Source organism: Psychrobacter cryohalolentis K5, from assembly GCF_000013905.1.
Classification (GTDB): domain Bacteria; phylum Pseudomonadota; class Gammaproteobacteria; order Pseudomonadales; family Moraxellaceae; genus Psychrobacter; species Psychrobacter cryohalolentis.
In genome coordinates this window covers 716,686-737,066 of record NC_007969.1, presented here as the reverse complement: position 1 = coordinate 737,066, position 20,381 = coordinate 716,686, and the positions used below count along the sequence as shown (strand labels likewise).

The 20,381-nt window shown below is 39.3% G+C and carries 19 protein-coding genes; 2 read left to right on the top strand and 17 right to left on the bottom strand.

The features are described 5' to 3' along the window. Nucleotides 1-52: 52 nt before the first annotated feature. From PCRYO_RS03230 to PCRYO_RS03180, 11 genes are all read right to left on the bottom strand, one after another. Nucleotides 53-589, bottom strand: coding sequence for an acyltransferase (locus PCRYO_RS03230; protein ID WP_011512970.1), 537 nt, complete (start codon nt 587-589; stop codon nt 53-55). Beyond that, nucleotides 586-1,704: a DegT/DnrJ/EryC1/StrS family aminotransferase gene (locus PCRYO_RS03225; RefSeq protein ID WP_011512969.1), complete on the bottom strand. Its 1,119-nt coding sequence runs from the start codon at nt 1,702-1,704 to the stop codon at nt 586-588. Before PCRYO_RS03225 ends, PCRYO_RS03230 begins: the two co-directional genes overlap by 4 nt. A gap of 1 nt (nt 1,705) precedes the next feature. Beyond that, complete coding sequence (locus PCRYO_RS03220; protein ID WP_011512968.1) at nt 1,706-2,707, bottom strand: NAD-dependent epimerase/dehydratase family protein; 1,002 nt, start codon at nt 2,705-2,707, stop codon at nt 1,706-1,708. 26 nt (nt 2,708-2,733) lie between these two features. Beyond that, nucleotides 2,734-3,810, bottom strand: coding sequence for a DegT/DnrJ/EryC1/StrS family aminotransferase (locus PCRYO_RS03215; protein WP_011512967.1), 1,077 nt, complete (start codon nt 3,808-3,810; stop codon nt 2,734-2,736). 2 nt (nt 3,811-3,812) lie between these two features. Further along, nucleotides 3,813-4,373 carry a UDP-N-acetylglucosamine acyltransferase gene (locus tag PCRYO_RS03210; protein ID WP_011512966.1) on the bottom strand — a complete coding sequence of 187 codons (561 nt, stop codon included), beginning with the start codon at nt 4,371-4,373 and terminating at the stop codon, nt 3,813-3,815. Between the two features lie 4 nt (nt 4,374-4,377). Continuing rightward, on the bottom strand, nt 4,378-5,331 hold the full coding sequence (locus PCRYO_RS03205; protein WP_011512965.1) for a Gfo/Idh/MocA family protein: 954 nt from the start codon (nt 5,329-5,331) through the stop codon (nt 4,378-4,380). A gap of 18 nt (nt 5,332-5,349) precedes the next feature. Then, nucleotides 5,350-6,627 carry a Vi polysaccharide biosynthesis UDP-N-acetylglucosamine C-6 dehydrogenase TviB gene (gene tviB / locus PCRYO_RS03200; RefSeq protein ID WP_011512964.1) on the bottom strand — a complete coding sequence of 426 codons (1,278 nt, stop codon included), beginning with the start codon at nt 6,625-6,627 and terminating at the stop codon, nt 5,350-5,352. Between the two features lie 76 nt (nt 6,628-6,703). After that, on the bottom strand, nt 6,704-8,656 hold the full coding sequence (locus tag PCRYO_RS03195) for a polysaccharide biosynthesis protein (protein ID WP_011512963.1): 1,953 nt from the start codon (nt 8,654-8,656) through the stop codon (nt 6,704-6,706). A gap of 63 nt (nt 8,657-8,719) precedes the next feature. After that, on the bottom strand, nt 8,720-10,981 hold the full coding sequence (locus tag PCRYO_RS03190) for a polysaccharide biosynthesis tyrosine autokinase (protein ID WP_011512962.1): 2,262 nt from the start codon (nt 10,979-10,981) through the stop codon (nt 8,720-8,722). Nucleotides 10,982-11,055: 74 nt separating this feature from the next. Then, nucleotides 11,056-11,487 (bottom strand): low molecular weight protein-tyrosine-phosphatase, encoded by a 432-nt coding sequence (locus PCRYO_RS03185; RefSeq protein ID WP_011512961.1) that lies wholly within the window; start codon nt 11,485-11,487, stop codon nt 11,056-11,058. A gap of 19 nt (nt 11,488-11,506) precedes the next feature. After that, entirely contained in the window at nt 11,507-12,583 is a 1,077-nt protein-coding gene (locus PCRYO_RS03180) for a polysaccharide biosynthesis/export family protein (RefSeq protein WP_011512960.1), read from the bottom strand. Between the two features lie 419 nt (nt 12,584-13,002). Here PCRYO_RS03180 and rluB point away from each other — a divergent pair, with 419 nt between their 5' ends. After that, nucleotides 13,003-13,935, top strand: coding sequence for a 23S rRNA pseudouridine(2605) synthase RluB (rluB, locus tag PCRYO_RS03175; protein ID WP_011512959.1), 933 nt, complete (start codon nt 13,003-13,005; stop codon nt 13,933-13,935). A 105-nt stretch (nt 13,936-14,040) separates the two neighbouring features. Here the strand turns inward: rluB and PCRYO_RS03170 are convergent, their stop codons facing one another. The 3 genes from PCRYO_RS03170 to PCRYO_RS03160 all read right to left on the bottom strand — a co-directional run bounded on the left by PCRYO_RS03170 (nt 14,041) and on the right by PCRYO_RS03160 (nt 16,338). Further along, nucleotides 14,041-14,598 (bottom strand): hypothetical protein, encoded by a 558-nt coding sequence (locus PCRYO_RS03170; protein ID WP_041752986.1) that lies wholly within the window; start codon nt 14,596-14,598, stop codon nt 14,041-14,043. A gap of 57 nt (nt 14,599-14,655) precedes the next feature. Then, entirely contained in the window at nt 14,656-15,300 is a 645-nt protein-coding gene (locus tag PCRYO_RS03165; protein ID WP_011512957.1) for a hypothetical protein, read from the bottom strand. 315 nt (nt 15,301-15,615) lie between these two features. Then, on the bottom strand, nt 15,616-16,338 hold the full coding sequence (locus PCRYO_RS03160) for a hypothetical protein (protein ID WP_020442891.1): 723 nt from the start codon (nt 16,336-16,338) through the stop codon (nt 15,616-15,618). Between the two features lie 144 nt (nt 16,339-16,482). Here PCRYO_RS03160 and PCRYO_RS03155 point away from each other — a divergent pair, with 144 nt between their 5' ends. Further along, complete coding sequence (locus PCRYO_RS03155; RefSeq protein WP_011512955.1) at nt 16,483-17,085, top strand: LysE/ArgO family amino acid transporter; 603 nt, start codon at nt 16,483-16,485, stop codon at nt 17,083-17,085. A 128-nt stretch (nt 17,086-17,213) separates the two neighbouring features. Here PCRYO_RS03155 and PCRYO_RS03150 read toward each other — a convergent pair whose 3' ends face one another. From PCRYO_RS03150 to PCRYO_RS03140, 3 genes are all read right to left on the bottom strand, one after another. Continuing rightward, nucleotides 17,214-17,855 (bottom strand): MarC family protein, encoded by a 642-nt coding sequence (locus PCRYO_RS03150; protein ID WP_083759462.1) that lies wholly within the window; start codon nt 17,853-17,855, stop codon nt 17,214-17,216. A gap of 394 nt (nt 17,856-18,249) precedes the next feature. Next, nucleotides 18,250-19,110 (bottom strand): carboxylating nicotinate-nucleotide diphosphorylase, encoded by an 861-nt coding sequence (nadC, locus tag PCRYO_RS03145; RefSeq protein WP_011512953.1) that lies wholly within the window; start codon nt 19,108-19,110, stop codon nt 18,250-18,252. Nucleotides 19,111-19,274: 164 nt separating this feature from the next. Further along, entirely contained in the window at nt 19,275-20,366 is a 1,092-nt protein-coding gene (locus PCRYO_RS03140) for an NUDIX hydrolase (RefSeq protein ID WP_011512952.1), read from the bottom strand. Nucleotides 20,367-20,381 lie beyond the last annotated feature (15 nt).

Here is a 20,381-nt window from a genome sequence, read left to right as displayed (position 1 = left end):
CACTTATATTAAGGTAAGAACTAATAAATATTTATGTATATAAATTAATAAGTTAAATATTATTTCTTTGATAATTTAAACTATCAGTTATTATAACTGCGGGACTTCCAAATACTTTACAATCTGATGGTATATCTTTTAGAACTAAACTATTAGCACCCACGACAACCCTATCCCCTATCTTAACCCCCTTAACAATAATAGTATTTGGTCCAAGATAACAGTCGCTTCCTATCCTCGTTGAAGCCTTGTCTATATCAGCTTTACCACCAGATAAAGACTTTCTGACTGTATCATGCGTATATATTTGAACACCTGCAGATATGGAGCAGTTACTACCTATTATAAGTCCTCCTCCAGAGCCATCTAATATTGTATTAGGTCCTATCCAGGTATCTTTACCTACCTTGACTTCACCTAATACAATACTACTATCGTATATACTTGTGCCTTCACCAAAACCAAGCAACTTTGCTTTATCCCAGCGATCAACGATCATGTCCCCAAATGGAAGAGAACGATTGTATTTTTTTAAGTAATATGTAGTACGTAAGAAAAACAATTCCTTTAATTCTTTTAATAAAATCATTTTAATAAAATCTGTTCAAGGGTTTCTGTAATTTTATTTACATCATCTATATTTAGATGCTCATGTAATGGTAATGCCAAACCATATATATATAATTTAGGACCAATAATATAGTTAGATTTAGTATTACTATCATGGTTGAATAATTTCAACTCACTCATACTTTGAGCGCCTAAACTGGATTCAATGCCACCCTCTTTCAACGCTTTCATTACTTCAGTTCTATTAAACTGATCAGAAAGCACTATCATATAAGTTTGAACACTGTGCCCTTCAACTATTTTAGGTAACCGAATTAATCCTTGCTGCTCTAAAGGAGCTAGCGCATCTTCATAAATAGTAGCTAATTCACGTCTTCTTTCTATCCAACCGTTCAGTTTAGGTAATATTGCTCTACCAATAGCTGCTTGAAAATTAGTAAGTCTGTAGTTTAGGCCAATACATCTAAACTCTATACCAAACTCACCACGCATCATTCCGTGACTTCTTAATAGCTTCGCCTTCTCATAAAGCTGATCATTATTAGTCACTAAAGCGCCACCCTCACCTGTTGTCAGAGTTTTTCGAGGATGGAATGAAAAACACCCCATATCCCCTACGGTTCCAACCATGACATCTTGTTCTTTTGCGCCTAAAGCACAAGCTGCATCTTCTATCAATGCTAAATTATATTTATTAGCAATTTCACGATACTTTTTTAGTCCATGAGGATTGCCAAATTCTAAAACAGGCATAATCGCTTTTAGTTTTTCAGGGCCAGACCATGATTGAATACAAGACTCTAATAGCTCAGAATCCATATTGTAAGTTTCGATATCCACATCAACGATAATGGCTTTAGCACCTGTCATTTCTACGATATTAGCAGTAGCAGCAAAGGTGAAGTCAGGGACGATAACAGCATCGCCAACTCCAATGTCTAAAGCTAATAAAGCGAGATGGAGTGCAGCAGTACCGTTACTTACCACTAAAGCGTGCTTTACACCAAGAAAACTCGCTAATTCTTGTTCAAAGCTTTCACATTCTTCACCATGAACAAGTTGCCCACTTCGTAGAATTTCACTAACACGCTCAATTGCTGCTTCTGGAATTGTAGGCTGTGAGAGCTTAATCATATTATTTTTCCTTCAAAAACATATCTGGCATTACTGGCAAATCATTCATATTAGCTGATAGCCAGTCTGCTGTACGAATTAAACCTTCTTCTAAGTCTACTTGTGCTTTAAAGCCCAATAACTCTTCAGATTTATCAACATTGGGTATACGCAGTTCAATATCTGCAGAAAGCGCCTCTCTAAATATTATTTCTGACTTTGAGTTAAGCACTCGACAAATGGTTTGGGCTAAACCATAAATAGTTGTTATTGCTCTTGCGTTACCAATATTGAAAGACTCTCCTATCGCTTGAGGTACAGATAATGCTTTCATCAAGGCATCAATCATATCATCTACATAACACCACGCTCTGATTTGAGAACCATCACCAAAAATATAAATATCTTCATTATTTAGGGCTTTACGAATCATAATAGAGATGGCACCTTCACCAATCTGTCCAGGTCCGTAAACGTTAAAAGGCCTAAAAGTAACAGTCGGTAATCCATGCTCACGATTATAAGCATGAGTTAAGTGTTCACCAGCAAGTTTACTTACTGCATACGTCCAACGGGCTTCACCAACTGCTCCTGTAGTAGTAGAATTTAGCTCGTCTACCCTATAAGCTCTAGAACCAAACACCTCTGAAGTTGAAAACTCTAGAAATCTTTGTACAGTGCCTGCTTGATGTGCGGCTTCAAGCGCATTGGCAGTTCCAATCATATTTACTGTCATAGTACGAACTGGACTTTTAACAGTATTATCAATACCTGCTATAGCGGCGGCATGTATAAATATCTCACTACCTTTTGCTGCTTCAATAATTTTTTCTTGATCTAACACATTGCCCTGTATTAATGTTAGATTTTTATGATTAGCAAAGGGTTGACTTTTCAAAGTGTTACGTTCTAAATTATCATAAACGATCATTTCGTTGTTTTCGATTAATCTACCGATTAGAGTTGATCCAATAAATCCCGCACCACCTGTGATGAATATTTTCTTGCCCGTAAGTTCAATCATTAGTTATCTCTTTGGTTATTTAAAATTTAAAATGAATTACAAATAGTTTTAATATCTGTAGTTTGCATATATGGGTGCATCGGCAAACTCATCACTCGCTCAGCAACTTCATCACCTACTGGTAATACTGCATTTGTATCAGCAACCGCAGGCTGCTTATTTAAAGGAATAGGATAATGTACTGCTGTCGGGATACCTTGCTCTCTTAGCTTAGCTTGTATCTCATCACGATTATCAACTTGGATAGTATATTGCGCCCACGCACTCTGATTGTGTGATTCGATAAATGGTATCGTCGTAATATCCGCTTCAATAAAGAACTGGTTATAAGTCTCTGCCACACGTTGCCGTACTTGCATCTCATCATCTAGGATTTCAAGCTTAGGCAGCAGTATTGCGGCTTGTAAGGTATCTAAACGACTATTAACTCCTACTCGGATATGATGATAGCGGCGATCTTGACCATGGCGTGCTATTTGGCGCATTACAGTCGCTAGCGCCTCATCACTGGTAAAGATAGCACCACCATCACCGTAGCAACCTAGCGGCTTACTAGGGAAAAAGCTAGTACAGGCAATCGTCGTTAAATTACAAGACTTTCTACCTTTATAGCTAGCACCAAAGCTCTGCGCGGCATCTTCAATGACCGGAATATTATATTTCGCTGCGATAGCATTAATAGCATCATAGTCTGCGCACTGCCCATAAAGACTAACCCCAATAATGGCTTTGGTACGTGGCGTAATAGCAGCTTCAAGCTGCTCGACATCTAGGTTATAAGTCTTTGGATTGATATCTACATAGATAGGTTTGGCACCTAGTACAGCAACCGTCTCTGCTGTCGCAATATAAGTAAATCCTGGCGTGATTACCTCGTCTCCAGGCCCTATACCAAATACCATCTGGGCGATTTGTAGCGCATCAGTCCCATTGGCACAAGTGATGCAATATTTAGCACCTGTATATGCTGACAGCTTTTCTTCAAGCTCATGAACCTCAGGGCCTAAAATATATTGACCATGAGCCAATACCTTTTGGATATTGGTATTTAATTTATCTTTTATCCTATCCTGCTGAGCGACTAAATCAATAAACTGCATCATCATTACCTTCTTGCGTTGAATTCTTCTTGTATAGTAGCCATTGCTCTTTCGTCAATCCCACTTTTCTCAATACCTTTATCATTCGTTCCTATTTTCTTTGCTGGGTTGCCAACGTATATAGAGAAAGGCTCAATAACTAGTTTTTTAGTGACAATTGCACCCATACCTATCATGCAATAATGCCAAATTTTTTGACGCTGATGAATAATACAGCCCATACCTAAGTTAGCGCCCTCCATGACTTCTACATGGCCTCCAAGCATAACATGGCTAGATAGAGTGACATTATTCCCAATCACTACATCATGTGCTACATAAGCACCTTTCATTAAAAAGCAATCATTTCCGATGTATGTGTTTTTGATAGTTCCAGCATCAATAGTCACATTTCCTGTAATTTTCGTACCTGAACATATATGAACGGTGTATGGCGTTTGAGGAAACACAGCTTTATCTTCGGGTGGATAGCCAATGATACAGTTGGGACCTATATAAACATCATCTTCAATGATAACGCCTTCATGAATTACTGCTGAAGGGTGTATTTGCGCATTATTATTCATCTTACTATCCTAACAATAGTTTTTTGACATTCGGGTGTAGCCTAGACTCATCTGTAGTAGAGTCTTTGGCATGACGAATGTGTTCCACGGTTTTGACGCCAAACCTTGCATCTTCCAAACCATAACCGCGTCCTGCGAGTATCTCTTGATAAGAAACCGTGTGCAAATCAGTAAAACCACCTGAGAACTCTATCTCATCACCTTCAATATCAATGGAACGATAAGTAGGCTGCTTGCCTTTTACGCTTTCGGGTAGATCATTAGCATCAATGGATAAGAACCAACGTACACGCGCTTTATCATATTCCAAATAACCACCAGCTTTAGTCTCATCAGTATAGTAAACTTCACTTTCTACTAAATCCCCAAATATAAAATGTAGCATGTCGAAGAAATGCACACCAATATTCGTAGCAATACCAAAGGATTTGTTTAGATCGCCTTTCCAACTCTCCAAGTACCATTTGCCGCGAGAAGTAATATAGGTCAGCTCTACATCGTATTTTTCTGCACGATTTTCATTAGCAATCTGTTCTTTTAGCTTCAATATGGCATCATGATGACGAAGCTGTAAAATATTATAGACTTTATGCCCTGTTTCTTTTTCAACGGCTATTAATTCATCAAGTACCGCTTCAGTAGGTACTAATGGTTTTTCACAAATGACATCTGCACCCATTCTAAGACCAGCAGCAATATGAGAATAATGCAAATAGTTTGGTGAGCAAATCGAGACGATATCTATTTTTTTGTCGGTATCGCGCTTAAGCTGATAACAATAATCGCTAAAACGTTCAAATTCGGTAAAAAACTCACTATCAGGAGAGATCCTATCGATAATACCAACAGAGTCATTGATATCATAAGCAGCTATTAGCTGATTATTCGTTTCTTTGATAGCTTTCATATGACGAGGAGCGATATACCCAGCCGCACCAATTAATGCAAATTTTTTCATTATAATGTCCTTAAGTTTTTATAAACGAATATCTGTTTCGCCTTCTTGGAATACATGCTTGACGTCGTAAACAACATGGTTTGATTTAGCTAGCGCTCTAATGGCTTCTACGCCCATCTTCTTATACTTGCTGTGATCAACGGCAACCACGACGCCATCGTAATAGCCTTTCTGCAAATCATTAATCAATTCAATGCCGTAATGCTCACATACTTCTTGCTTATCAGCCCAATCATCATAAACATCAACATTGATATTAAAGCTTTTTAGCTCTTTGATAATATCAATGACCTTGGTATTACGGGTATCAGGACAGTCGCCTTTAAAAGTAAAACCGAGTACCAATACCTTCGCTTCATCGATATGTATTTTATTACGCGCCAGTTTTTTAACCATCTGCGTGGCCACATATTGCCCCATACCGTCGTTGATACGTCTGCCAGCAAGGATAACTTCTGGACGATAACCAACTTCTTGTGCTTTATGAGTTAAATAATAAGGATCGACACTAATACAATGCCCACCAACCAAACCCGGCTTAAATTTAAGAAAATTCCATTTACTACCTGCAGCATCCAATACCGCTTGAGTGTCTATGCCGATGATATTAAATATCTTAGCAAACTCATTAACGATAGCGATATTTAAGTCGCGCTGGGTATTTTCAATGACCTTTGCAGCTTCAGCGACTTTGATTGATGTTGCGCGATAAGTACCAGCCGTAATAATAGAAGCATAGAGACTATCGATTAAGTCAGCCGCCTCTGGGGTTGAGCCTGAAGTAATCTTGGTAATTTTAGTTAGGGTATTTACCTTATCACCTGGATTGATACGTTCTGGGCTATATCCAACATAAAAATCTTGGTTAAAAGTTAAACCAGATACTTTTTCTATAATAGGAATACAAACTTCTTCTGTCGCACCAGGGTAGACAGTCGATTCATAAACCACGATATCACCAGCTTTTATCACTTTTCCCACAGCAGCTGAGGCACTCTCTAAAGGGGTAAGATCTGGTGCGTTATTTTCATCAATGGGCGTAGGTACGGTAACGATATAAAAATTATAATCAGCAATATCGCCCAATTCAGTGGTAAATTTTAATGAACTAGCAGATTTGAGCTCTTCACTGTTGACTTCAAGCGTACCATCAAAGCCATCTCTTAACTCTTGCACGCGCTTAGTGTTAATATCAAAGCCAATTACAGAAAAATGCTTACCAAATTCAACTGCTAAAGGTAGCCCCACATAACCAAGACCAATTACAGCTATTTTGATACTATTGATATCTATCATAAATTCTCTTTAAATAATCTTACTAGTTGATGGGTAATAATGTGAGTATTTCAGTCATTACATTTTTCTATACAAGCTAAGAACCTTGTCTATAACCATCTACAAACTGCTTAAACTGCTGCTTTAACCAAGCAACGTCAAACTCTTTTTGCTTTTCAGTGAGCTCAGCCAGTAGCGATTCAAGCTCATCTAATGGAAAGCTATGCTCTATCGCTTGCATGATCAGTGGATGATGAGTATTTTCGATATTATCCTCACCGATGATCAACTCTTCGTATAGCTTTTCACCTGGTCTCAAACCAGTAAAAATTATCTCTATATCGCCGTTAGGATTATCATTAGTCTTTGCTCTGTGTCCACTTAAATGAATCATACGACGTGCTAAATCGACGATTTTGACTGGTTCACCCATATCCAAAACGAATACTTCACCGCCTTTTGCCATCGCCCCTGCTTGAATCACTAGATTGGCGGCTTCAGGAATCGTCATAAAATAACGTGTAACATCAGGATGAGTAACCGTAATAGGTCGCCCCTGTTCTATCTGCTTCGTAAACACAGGGACTACCGAGCCTGAGGACCCAAGCACATTGCCGAAGCGCACCATACTGATACAAGTATGAGCCGTCGTCATACTAAGCCCTTGACAGACTAACTCTGCTAAACGCTTAGATGCTCCCATTATATTAGTCGGTCTGACTGCTTTGTCGGTGGAGATCAGTACAAAGGTGTCAACCTTCGCTTGTATCGCGGCACGCGCACAGTGATAGGTGCCTTTACTATTATTAATCACACCTTCAAACGGATTATGCTCTACGATGGGGACGTGTTTATAAGCAGCCGCATGATAGACCGTCTGTATTTGATAGAGGTTCAATATACGCAGCAAGTTGTCTTCGTTGGTCACATTGCCAATAATGGCAACGATCTCTATAGCATGGTCGTCTTTATTTTTAGCTTTTTTCGCCGTCAACTCTTGATCAATCGTATAAAGCGCGTACTCAGATAATTCATATAGTACCAAGCATTTAGGCTTATTCTTAATAATTTGACGACACAATTCGCTACCGATAGATCCACCAGCGCCTGTCACCAGTACACTTTTACCCGTAATATTTTGCTGTAAAAGATTAACGTCAGGTTCAACTGTCTGCCGATCTAATACATCTAATATATCCACTCTACGCATACTACTAACAGTCACTTTTTCTTCAGCGATTTCTTCTAAGCTAGGCAATTCCTTGATTTTAATAGAGATACCTTCTAGTTTATCAATGATTTGGCGTTTGCGTGACCGACTGATAGAAGGAATGGCTAAAAAAACTTGGGCAATATCTAGTTTACCTACGAGCCCAATAAGGTCAGAAGCCGCGTGAATTTGTTTACCGAGTAAATAAGCGCCTGTCAATTGCGGATCGTCATCGACATAAGCAACGACATTATACTTATGAGAGTTTCTTAAACCTTCTAAGAGCTCTTTGCCGGCCTCTCCTGCACCATAGATGACAACGTTATCATAATCATCATACTTATACTGTGGTCTTTGACCTTGCCACCTTGCTAGCAACTCTCTAATCGTTAAGCGACTATTCCACAGCCATATAAAAAATAGAAATAAATACAAGATAGGTACTGCACGAGGAATACCTGGTAGTAATTTAAAATATAAAACAGTTTGGGCAACGATGATGAGTACAAAGAAAAGTTGTAATACACTGCCCATCATCGCATCAAAGAACCCTCGTGCCACGCCATTATAAAATCCAATTACATATAAGCATAATACTGGAATCAATGCACTGACGCTTAATAATAATAAACTCACGTGATTGTCTATATACCCGTAGCGCGCTGCTACGGCAAAGAATAGACAGACCACTGACATGATAAAATCAGCCATCATCAGAATACTACGCTTGATGCCTCGAGGTAGATTCAGCAATATCTTAGCAGTACGCTCAGCAAAGTCATTAGACTCTATAGGAGAGGTCTTATCTTTTTTAGAGATTATTGATGTGTCTATTGGCATATCAAGCAACTATTTCGTTTAAATACTAATAATTAAGGTAATACAGTCTGTCTCAAATACATATTAGTTATTATTACCGTAAGCATAACTATAATGATAACTGTATTTGCTCATAATACCTTGTTGTACATCATTTAAAATAATACCATCTACTTTTATATTGGCTTTATTCATCTGATTGACAGCGTAGACCAATTGTCCTTCTATAGAATCATCGTATCGTGTCACCATCAATACTTTGTCAGCATGCTGCGCTAATATCATAGCGTCAGAGGCTGCCAATATCGGTGGTGAGTCGATAATAATATAATCATAATGAAGATTTAACTCAGTCATCAAATGATCGAAGCTACCATTAGCTAATAGTGACGCCGGATTGCGAGGATGTTCGCCCCGTGGCATAAAGTCAATATTATCAATACCTGTTGAATGGATAAAGCTTGCTAAATGACTAGGTTCTTGAGCACTATCAACTTTTGCTAGCTGAGTACTACTTCTTGATAGATGCGTTGTATCTTGTGTTAAATAATCCGCTAAACCATTATATTGGTCCATATTAAACACTTTATGCAACTCGCCCAAACGCATATCTGCATCTATAATTAAAGTCTTTTTATCCAATTGAGCGAATACTTCTGTTAAGTTAGAGGAGATAAAAGACTTACCTACTCCCGGACTTTCACCAGTAATTAAGATAACTTTGGCACGCTGACCAGCTCGTCCTTGGATTGGCATCCCAAACATCAGATTCGTTCTTAAGCTTTTAATGGCTTCATAACTTAAACTATTGTTATCTGCATAGGCAAGTAGCCTATCTGAAGATTTTTTCTTACCCAACCTAGTCAATAGTGGTGAACGTGGAATCGTCGCAATAACAGGTACACCTGTCTTAGCTTCAAGGCGCTCTGGGTCTTTCACAACGTTTCGAAGCATATTTTTAATAAGAACTAATATCGTACCAAGTACCGTACCTAATAACGCAGCCAATGCCCAAATCAACAGTTTGTTCGGTGCAATCGCTTTAAAAGTATTAATCGGTAGATCAATAATACGTGCATAGCCAATTTGTCCAGCTCTAACTATTTTTAACTGTTCATAGTTTTTCAGTAAAGTTAAATATATTTCTCTATTGATCTCTGTGTCAGCAGATAGTTGTAAAAACTCTCTTTGTATTTCAGGTAGTCCTAAAATAGTATCATCTATGTCTTGCTTTCTATCATTAAGTACTTTGAGCTGCTCATTGATTTGAATGACTAATGGATGCTCTTCGGTATAATAGGTCGTTAGATCGGCTTTTTTAAGCTTAAGCTCATTAAGCTGAACATCAATTTGCGAGTTCTCTGTTAACAACAGCTCTGCTTCTTTGCTTACATCAATAGTGCCATATTTCTTACGGAATCTATTAAATACTTCTTCTGACTCTTCTAATTTTTTCTTTAACGTTGGAATCTGAGTTTCCATAAAATTAATAGTTTGAGTGGTTTCCTCAGAGCCTCGCGACTGATTTTGGTCTACATAGGATACAATAATTTGTTTTAATATCGATGTAACTTGTTGTTGATTAGTGCCTGTCATTGACATCTCAATAATGCCTGTCTGTTTACCTTTCTCAAGGACAGAAAGCGCATTATTAATATCGTTTGTTGTATTATGCAATGATTGCTTAGTAATATTAATAGGGTAACCATCAGCTGGGAGGTTATTTACTGTAATGTGAATCTGACCATTCGTACCTCTAAACTGATGTACCTTACCGATTTGCCCTTTGAAATCATCAAAGCCATTACTTAAGACAAAACCTGTTGCAGAACGTGTTAACGTAAACGGTTGATTGAGGTAGTCTTGCGAGACATTAAATTGACTAACTTGTACTTCACCATCTTGTGTTTTAAGTGAAACGCCTTCAGGTTTATTGATTTGAGTAGGCGTAACAGCATGTTTTATTCTATCAACATTGCCGATAGTAGGATCAGTAAGCTTTATACGCAGATGCAGTAAATTCACAACAGGCTCTAATATCATACGAGATCTAATGAGCTCTGCCTCTGTTTGAGCCTTACTAGCTTCTGATCCTATCAGCTCAGAGATATCCGAACCTAATGCAGAAATACCCTTTGACTGCTCATCTATTTGGATCAATGCATCTGATTGAAAAGTAGGGTTTACATACCGACTATACAAGATACCGACTATCAAACCCAAAACAGCAAAAAAGACAATAGTTTTCCAGCCACGTAAAATGGCAAAAAGTAGCGCCATTAAGTCGATTTCGTCATTGTCTTCTTTAGAGGCAGAGTTTGATACATTCTTCGAATCTGTATTCATAACGGTAGGTTCATCACTTGAGGTAATCGTTTAGTATTAATCTTTTATAATAATTATTTATTCACAACAGTCACTTAGCTAACTTTATCGGCCCATTGCTTTATACCTTCAACAATGTCTTGATGGGCAGTCTCGAATGCACTTATCTCATGCTTGTAAGGATCAGCAATGTCTTTATTCATCCAATGACCTAGTTTAAAGGTTTTACCACGGCAAAAAGGCCAGCGTTCTTCAATCCACTTAGTTTGACCGTCTGACATAGTGAAAATAAGATCCACTTTTTTTGCTAACTGCTCATCAATTTGCTTAGCAATATGACTGGTAATATCAATCTGCTGTTTTGACATAATCTCTAGGGCAGCAGGATCAGCAGGATGACCAACCAAAGCACCCACACCTGCAGAGTCAATAATTTTATTAGGAAAACGCTGTTTCAAGAGTGCTTCCGCCATTGGACTACGACAAATGTTACCAACACACACAACTAGAATATGATCAAATGCCATGATAGTTATTACCTATTATTTATAAGCCAGAAAGAACAGTAACTGCAGAAGTTGATGGTAATAACGCACTGAGGACACGGTTCCAACGCGTCAAACCAGTAGGATCTACATAGATAATATCATTGGCACGCATCTCAAAACGATTTGCAAGCGCAAAACTGGTAATTGTTTGCATATCAACATAGTAAATGTCTGTTGTTCTGGTATTGAGGTTATCACGGACGACATATATCTTAGCAGCATTGGCCGTATTAGAATCAAGACCTTTTGATTCACCTATCACCTGCGCTAAGGTAATACCCTGTTCTAAAATTGGGACAGGCTCTACACGTCCAAACTCTCCTAGAACATATACTTTATTACGATTTTGACTATTAACATGAATAGAGTCGCCGTCTTGGAGATATATTTGATTGGCAGAAGACCCTAGTTGGCGTAAGGATTGCAGCCCAATATTGTAGCTTACCCCTTTACGATTAAACACAATATTATTTGAATCACCTGTAGGCGTTACACCACCAGCCATAGAAATCGCGCTATACAGCGAAACTGGTGCATCAGCAATTGCAAATTCACCAGGTTTAGTCACTTCACCATCAATAAAAAATTTATTACCCCGATAATCAAGAATTTTAACCTGTGGATCTGAAAACTTAAGATAGCGCTGTAGTTGTCTCTGCAAGTTAGCCGTGAATTGCGGCACACTCATACCTGTCGCTTTAACACGTCCAACAAGTGGAAATTGAACAAACCCTTGCTGATCCACAGGGTAGCCTGACGCACCTGCTGCTGTAATATCGGGATAACCAACTAATATAATACTAAGAATATCACCTGCAGAAATACGATACTCTGCTCGACCAGAGTTTCTTATTAACTGACTTAAGTTGCTGTTTGGAAGCGCTGCTTGTTTTGGTGGTAATGTCGCTAGGTTTAGCGGTTGAATATTAAAATGAAGGCCGTTGTCAGCGATGAATGCGCCACTTGGTGGCAGCTCACCTGCTTGAAGACCTGCATTGATACTAGAGCAACCTGAAACCATACCCACTATCAACAGACACATTATACCTAGTAACTTTGATGAATTAAAAAACATAAAAAGACCTTTGTAAATCATAGATATAAGTAGCGTCTAGCATTAAAGAATCAGACAGCCATATCAAAGCGTTGCATTATGTGCAAAAAAACAAAACCATAATAACATAGGTGGTTAAATTTTGAACCATAATCATGTATTTTTGATGGAAATTACGATTTATCAGAAAATGGCTTATATGGAAAAATCTTAATATTTAGCATATAGTTATTGCTCATATAAATTACAAAAAATCTTCTCTCATTTATTTAACTAACCAATTTAAACGGACAAATGATATGAAAATTATTTACCTCATTCAGATATTAAAGTGGAAAATTATTTAAACATAATATCTATAACCCTTAGAAATAGCGTATAATATGCAGTCCAAATTTATACATTGAGAAATGTAAACCCACCGATTCTAGGAAATCGCTATGAAAGATGAAAAATTACAGAAAGCACTTGCCCGTATGGGACTTGGTTCACGTCGTCAGATGGAAGAAGTTATTAAAGCAGGTCGTGTGACTGTCAATAATGGTCCGGCAACCATTGGTGATCGTGTTGAACAAGGTGATGAGATTCGCGTTGATGGTCGTCAGATTAAATATACTTCTGAAAATGAGAAACGTCGTCGCGTTTTAGCTTATTACAAACCTGAAGGCGAAGTATGCTCGGCGAATGATCCAGAAGGTCGTCCTACCGTGTTTGAGCGTTTGCCAAAGCTGACTCATGATCGTTGGGTTATGGTAGGTCGCTTGGATATCAACTCAACTGGTCTATTATTATTTACTAACGATGGTGAAATGGCGCATCGTTTGATGCATCCTTCTAGTGAAGTGACGCGTGAATATGCCGTACGTGTACTGGGCGATGTTACTCCAGATATGGCACGAGCGATGACAACAGGTGTCATGTTAGAAGATGGCATGGCTAAGTTCGAAGATATTAAGGAAGGCGGTGGTGAAGGCGTCAACAAGTGGCATCATGTGCAGCTTAAAGAAGGTCGTAACCGTGAAGTTCGCCGTTTATTTGAATCGCAAGGTCTTAAAGTCAGCCGTCTATTACGTACGAGCTATGGTAATATTACATTGCCAAAAGAGCTGCGTACAGGGCGCTTCTTAGAGCTAGATAGAAAAGACATTAATACGTTAACAGACCTAGTGAGCTTACGCCCGCGTTATGGTACAGGTCTTCATGGTGCTGCTAAAGAAAAGCAAGAGCGTATCAGAAACAAGCCGCTTAAAGCACGTCGTACTGACACTCGTGGCGATAATCGTAATAGCACTAGTAGTGCCAAACCGAAAAGCAGTGCAAGTCCTGTCAGTCGCGGCACCCGTAATACCCGTGACCGCAACGATAAACGCTAATATTTTTTAGATTTAGCATACTCAATAAAAAGCTGCCAATGATACATAATCATTGGCAGCTTTTTTGTATGTGACATTAATAAGTATTCTCTAGCCACTGACATATTAGTGATTATGACTATCAATATAGCTTTTCATGATTCGTAAATCCTGTAATTGCTGCTGCTCCATTTGTTCTAATAAGCTATCTAAGCGTTGTTCTATCTTATCTAATACGTCTTGCAGCAACTTGCCGGCTTCATCTCGTGATTGATTATTGACGCTTTTAGCATTTGATTTGATAATCGTCAGTTGATAATAACTACTGAGTAGTTCAGGTAAACGTGTATGCAGCATCTTATGCAATACGAACGGTGCTTCGGTGATTTCAGGCATCTTTTCTTGTGACTTTAGCTCTATCTGATAGTCATCATAACTGGCTACCTTTTCATCAATATGTTGTAGCTGGCGTAGCTGATTATCTGCTAAAGCTTTAAGATGCTTTTTATTAAGATTTAATTGTTGCCAGCTTATATTAGATAACGATAATGGTGCATTAGCATTTTGATAAATAAGTACGCCTGGCGTAATACCAACCGCTTTATGAAAAGCATGCCAGCCTTTTCTACTTAGATAGAAGATGCTCATTGTCGTTATGACACCAACGCCTATTAATACACTCATAGCAATTTACTCTTAATCGTTCAACCGTCATTGATTCTCTTAACTATTTACTACTCTCTATCTCATATCCTTACTAACAGTATCGTCCGCAAGTTTTTTGATCGTCTTTACTTCATCAGCATGGTCAAACAACTGCGTATCTATATCTACATTAGGATTGTCAAAACGCTGTTGTAAATATCGATTAGTTGCTAATAATTTTTGTCCATCTTGATGATAAGATGCATTAAGCAGTTCATCAAACTGGGTGTTAATAGTTCCCAATATATCCAACAGCGCTTCTTTACCAGTGACATCAGAATGCTTAATTTTAGTATTATCAGCAAGTGCGCCATCCCCGACATCTAAGTCATGCAAACGGCGATAATCTGCTACTGCTTGTGGTACATGTTTCTCCATCAGATTTTGAATGGTAATATAAGTTTCGTTAACTGCGTCTTTATCATCTATCTTGCCATCATTATTGGTATCACCATAAATAAGTCTCAGCTTTTCACCTTTTTCATTAATTTGGGTCAATGCAGCTTTAACATCAACTGGTAAGCTTTTCTCAGGAATATAACCCAATTGCGGCATCGCTTTATACGCTAGCATTTTGGGTGCTGTCACCTTTTTTATACCACGATAGCCTAAATACAGACCTGCTGCGGGTAGCACTCCATATAAAACAAGCATGACGAGCATGGCAGTGATTTGGGTCATAAAATTATCCTTATTATTTAATAGTATTATTTGGCAAATTTATTATTATTCTTGATATGGTTGCTCCACTTTTGCAAGAACACAGCGCTACTAGGATCAATTTTCTTGCTTACTGTGCCTACGCAGACAGAGGCTGCGAAAATTAATCCTAGTAGCACTTTATAATATTCATATTTCTCTTATTTAAGACTGAATATAGTATTTAATGATTTTATTAAACAAAAAAATAAGGCTCTATTAAAGCCCTATATTGTTATGCATTGAGTTGTTTGTGTTTGCTGATGCTTATTTTTTAGCAGAATAGAAAAATGGCGCCTAATTTTGCGTACGGCTTTTAACATAACGATGGGTTGAAGCCAGACGATTCATCACCGTTTGATGCAGCTCCTCTAACAATTCATCAAGCTCATAATCAATCTCTAAAAACAAATCCGTCAGCATATCGCCTGCGGTCATTTTACCCTGTACTACATTATTCTTCGTACGATGTGGACTAAAACGTTGCAGCTGCTCGTAATGATGCAAGGCTTCTGGAATACTTTCAGATATCAGCTTATCAATGACAAACTGCCGCTCATTATGTTGCTGCTTCTGCTCATCATTAAGCTCGCTACTCCATTCACGATAGCGTTTTAATTTGCCATTGATTCTATCTAAAATAGCAACTGCTTCAATTGGCATCGCATTTAGCGTGGCTGCATCGACCACATTCACAAGCTCAGTCATAATCGGACAGCGTCCATGTTTAAGAAACCATAAGGTATCTGGGTCAAAAGGTGGTCTATTACTCGGTCGCATTTGAGCACGATTGGACAAATAACGATCGGTCAATGGCGTCGGTGCACGAATATCAGACACTTGCGCTAAAGCATCACAAATACGTTCGGTACGCTGTGGCTCAGTAAGCGGCGAAGCATTAGACGTTGAAGTATTGACATCATTTTTATTATTAGTAAGTTTATTGGCAGCCGCTTGCTGAGCATTTTTAGCAGCGGCGGTTGGCAGGTCATCATGTGCTTGCCCAAATGACTGTAGCATTCTTGTCAAACTTATGACCATAACTTACCCTGCTCCTCGCCCATTTACTGATTGCATTTGACCATTCAATCCCTTATCTTAACAGCTTTTTGCCATACTACCAGTAAGCAAACGTCAGCATTTTTAAAGGATAAGACAGCCATCATGAATATCACCGATTACAGTTCCGGTTTTTTGCTTGGCTTATCTCTCATCATCGCTATTGGTTCGCAGAACGCTTTTGTACTCAAACAAGGGCTCAAACGCGAGCACATATTTTTTGTCTGTCTGTTCTGCGCAGTCAGTGATGCGTTGTTGATTTCAGCTGGCGTTGGCGGTTTTGGCGCGGTAACGGCACGCTATCCGCAAGTGGTCAATATTGCCAAGGTCGCGGGCGTCATATTCTTATTAGGTTACGGACTGCAAAGCTTGTATGCCAGTATGCGTTTATCCCACTCACTTACCGTCGATGGACAAGTCGTCACTAGCCTAAAAAAGGCATTATTACTATGCTTTGGTTTTACATGGCTCAATCCACATGTCTACTTAGATACCTTGGTGCTGGTCGGTATGGTTTCAACAGGAGCCAGTAGTAAGCTTGCCTTTGCAGTAGGAGCGGTCAGCGCTTCATTCTTTTTCTTTTTTGCGCTTGGCTATGGGGCGCGATTACTCAAACCATTATTTGCCAAACCAAAAGCGTGGAATATCCTTGATGCCTTGGTCGGTATATTGATGCTTTATTTGGCTTGGCATTTATACCAAAGCTAGAACAGAGCTTTCTACTCAAGAGCCTTTATCTAAAAAATAATATACTGCTTAAAAAACAGAAAAACCAAATACTGTTAAAAAAGTATTTGGTTTTTTGAGCGATTAAATCGCTTCTATAGACTAAAAAATTAGATCAAATCAGGAAATAGCGTACGTAGCCCGTTAACGATAATTTCGATAGCAACTGCCGCCAATAGCATACCCATGATTCGACTCATAATATTAAGCCCTGTATCACCCAATAAGCGACTGATACGACCGGCTGCCATCAATGCCAAATAACAAAATAAACTGATAAACAAACCCGCAATCAAAATGGCAGATATTTGCAAGATGCCGGAAACTTGTGATGAGTAGATAATAACGGTTGAAATACCACCCGGTCCAATCATCATAGGAATAGCAATCGGCACAACCGCGGCTGCCATCGTTGGCGGCGCACCTTGGAGATGGTCAACATCGAAGTTTTCTTGATCAGGCTTAACCGGATTACCATCGCCATTCATCATATTGAGAGCGATTAAAAACACTAAGATACCACCTGCTAACTGAAACGAGCCGATTGAAATACCCAAGACTTTGAGGAGCGTTTCGCCTGCTAAGGTAAAGAAACTGATAGTAATAAAAATGGTCAGACAAGCAACGCGCGCTACTTTACGTCGATTATTCATTGAATAACCACGCGTTGAATCTAAAAACAATGTCAATGCGCTAAAGGGGTTAATCAATACCATAAAGGCTAGGATTATCTTAATAATTTCAGTATTCACTGAGCGCTCGCTTGTCTATTAGTCAAATCGGGCAAAAAACAAGGCCATTGGGCAAGTGCATCAATGACCTAATAGTCGGTAGCAGCGGCATTGTAGCATAGGCAGATAAGCCTATTAAATCATTAACTTCGCTTAATTCCTAGACCTTACCAAATCCATAGGATATCGATACAAATCTGCCCTTTCAATAGAGGGTTAATCCTCTATTACACTTCATTAAAACAAGTCTATATAGTTGATCCATTTTTAAAAGAGTACAGCACTGCTGGGGTTAATTATTCGCAGCCTCTGTCTGCGCAGGCACAGCAAGCAAGAAAAAGTAACCCCAGCAGTGCTTTATAACATTTGTACTTCTTCTATTTGGGACTCACTATACTTAGACCAAGCGTTAAAGCTAAATGCTAAAATCCAAACCAATATCTAATGCAGTCGTGCTGTGGGTCAAATAACCCATCGCGATAAAATCAACGCCTGTTTCCGCAACGGCTTGCACTGTTTTAGGAGTGATACCACCTGATGCTTCGGTTTTAGCACGACCTTTACACATAGCGACTGCCTGCGACAATATCTCAGGCGACATATTGTCCAAAAGCACTAAGCTCACACCAGCATCTAGTGCTTGCTCTAACTGTGCTAATGTATCGACTTCCACTTCGATTGGAATCAGATGCCCAGCAAATTCTTGCGCTTGCTCAATCGCTGTTTTAATATCACCTGCGATAGCAATATGGTTGTCTTTAATTAAAATCGCATCATCTAAACCCAAGCGATGATTACGCCCGCCACCGCAGCGTACCGCATATTTTTGGACGATACGTAAGCCTGGAATGGTTTTACGCGTACAAGTAATTTGCGCTGGATATGCTGCCACGCTATCGACAACCTTCTTAGTATCTGTCGCAATACCGCTAAGATGAGTCATAAAGTTAAGCGCCGTACGCTCTGCTGTCAGCAAATTACGCGCATTGCCATGGACAGTTGCTAATACTGCGCCAGCTTCGACCACTTCACCATCATAGACTTGAGCAACGAATTCTATCTGCTCATCAATCAAAGCAAAAGATAAGCGTGCTAAATCCATACCACATATTACGCCTGCTTGCCTTGCCTTAATCTGTAATTGCGCTTGCATGTCGGCTGGAATAGTCGCTTGCGAAGTGACATCACCACGTCTGCCCAAATCTTCTGTTAATGCCGCTTCAACCAATGGTTTAAGTAATACTTTAGCCAATGCTGGCTCTCGTTTAACTGTCATTTTTAGCCCTTATTATGCTTATATTCTGAATATATATTATATAAACTCAAAATGAGCATAAATATAACGTAAAGTTTATTGTCTCGCAAGAAAATATCCTAAATTAAAATTTTCGATAAATTTATTGGGTTTGGCAATGATAGAGGCTGATAACGATTGGGCGACTACTTACGTTTTGGCAATTTGCTATCCATCAGCAAACTTTGCAATTCAATATCATGGCGAAAACGATAAAGTTTAGCGGGACGACCACGCTGGGCGCTAATACTCTGCCCTGTTTCTAGCACAAGATTTTGTGACTCTAGCAGCCGGCGGAAGTTTTGCTTATGTAAGCGTACACCCGATAGTGCTTCGACACTCTGCTGCAACTGCGACAAGGTGAATTCATCTGGCATTAAGCCAAAAATGAGCGGTCGATATTCAATTTTTGCACGTAGTCTTGAAATAGCCGTCGCAATTACGCGGCGATGGTCATAGTACATCGGTGACCCTATAAGCTGTGACCAGTTACTAGGCAAATTAAACGCCTTGTTAGATTCAGCACTGTCAGGTTGAACATTAGCCGAATAACTGGGTGGATAAGTTGGTGCTTCTGCAATAAGACCTGCTTCATACAACATCTCATAACGCAGAAGGACATGTTCTGCAATCCATTCCCTATTCTCGTATTCTTTGTCATTTATCAGCTGATCGTTGCTCTCTGCATTTGAATGCGCGCTTTTATTTTTAGAGCAATTATTTAGAATCGTCTCATTGACGCCCCAACACAGACTAATACGCTGACGCCGGCGCTGCTGAATATCAGGCTCTTTTGCAGCATCTGCCCAACGTAATAATGCCGGTACGATATAGTCCATAATGATAGCTGGCATACCATCTAAGTGATTTTCCCATGGGAAGTAATCGTACCAATCACGCCATAATGCTTGGCTTTGTAGCTGTGTTTGCGCCTCTTGCACTAAACCCAAATAGCTGACGTAAACCAGCGCATGACCATCATCATTGCGTCTATTGGTATCGACAAAGGTATATAGCTGTTCCAAATAACCAAGTGGCTGCTGTGTTTGCTCTTCAACCCATTGGCGCACACCTGCTTGCAACGAGCGGTGTAATGGCATGAGGGGACCATTGGGCAATAGCTTGCCTTGATCAACGGTTAAAACGCGCGCCGTGTGCTCGGTAATCGCGACCAGCACTGCGACAACCTCAGTCGTACCGCTACCTTGTTGATGGGCGTGTGAATAAGACAACGTCATGACGTTAATGATTAC

Excerpts from the sequence above, each read along its gene's own strand:
- PCRYO_RS03230 (WP_011512970.1), bottom strand. The coding sequence starts at position 589 with ATGATTTTATTAAAAGAATTAAAGGAATTGTTTTTCTTACGTACTACA.
- PCRYO_RS03225 (WP_011512969.1), bottom strand. The coding sequence starts at position 1,704 with ATGATTAAGCTCTCACAGCCTACAATTCCAGAAGCAGCAATTGAGCGT.
- PCRYO_RS03220 (WP_011512968.1), bottom strand. The coding sequence starts at position 2,707 with ATGATTGAACTTACGGGCAAGAAAATATTCATCACAGGTGGTGCGGGA.
- PCRYO_RS03215 (WP_011512967.1), bottom strand. The coding sequence starts at position 3,810 with ATGATGCAGTTTATTGATTTAGTCGCTCAGCAGGATAGGATAAAAGAT.
- PCRYO_RS03210 (WP_011512966.1), bottom strand. The coding sequence starts at position 4,373 with ATGAATAATAATGCGCAAATACACCCTTCAGCAGTAATTCATGAAGGC.
- PCRYO_RS03205 (WP_011512965.1), bottom strand. The coding sequence starts at position 5,331 with ATGAAAAAATTTGCATTAATTGGTGCGGCTGGGTATATCGCTCCTCGT.
- tviB (WP_011512964.1), bottom strand. The coding sequence starts at position 6,627 with ATGATAGATATCAATAGTATCAAAATAGCTGTAATTGGTCTTGGTTAT.
- PCRYO_RS03195 (WP_011512963.1), bottom strand. The coding sequence starts at position 8,656 with ATGCCAATAGACACATCAATAATCTCTAAAAAAGATAAGACCTCTCCT.
- PCRYO_RS03190 (WP_011512962.1), bottom strand. The coding sequence starts at position 10,981 with ATGAATACAGATTCGAAGAATGTATCAAACTCTGCCTCTAAAGAAGAC.
- PCRYO_RS03185 (WP_011512961.1), bottom strand. The coding sequence starts at position 11,487 with ATGGCATTTGATCATATTCTAGTTGTGTGTGTTGGTAACATTTGTCGT.
- PCRYO_RS03180 (WP_011512960.1), bottom strand. The coding sequence starts at position 12,583 with ATGTTTTTTAATTCATCAAAGTTACTAGGTATAATGTGTCTGTTGATA.
- rluB (WP_011512959.1), top strand. The coding sequence starts at position 13,003 with ATGAAAGATGAAAAATTACAGAAAGCACTTGCCCGTATGGGACTTGGT.
- PCRYO_RS03170 (WP_041752986.1), bottom strand. The coding sequence starts at position 14,598 with ATGAGTGTATTAATAGGCGTTGGTGTCATAACGACAATGAGCATCTTC.
- PCRYO_RS03165 (WP_011512957.1), bottom strand. The coding sequence starts at position 15,300 with ATGACCCAAATCACTGCCATGCTCGTCATGCTTGTTTTATATGGAGTG.
- PCRYO_RS03160 (WP_020442891.1), bottom strand. The coding sequence starts at position 16,338 with ATGCTACAGTCATTTGGGCAAGCACATGATGACCTGCCAACCGCCGCT.
- PCRYO_RS03155 (WP_011512955.1), top strand. The coding sequence starts at position 16,483 with ATGAATATCACCGATTACAGTTCCGGTTTTTTGCTTGGCTTATCTCTC.
- nadC (WP_011512953.1), bottom strand. The coding sequence starts at position 19,110 with ATGACAGTTAAACGAGAGCCAGCATTGGCTAAAGTATTACTTAAACCA.
- PCRYO_RS03140 (WP_011512952.1), bottom strand. The coding sequence starts at position 20,366 with ATGACGTTGTCTTATTCACACGCCCATCAACAAGGTAGCGGTACGACT.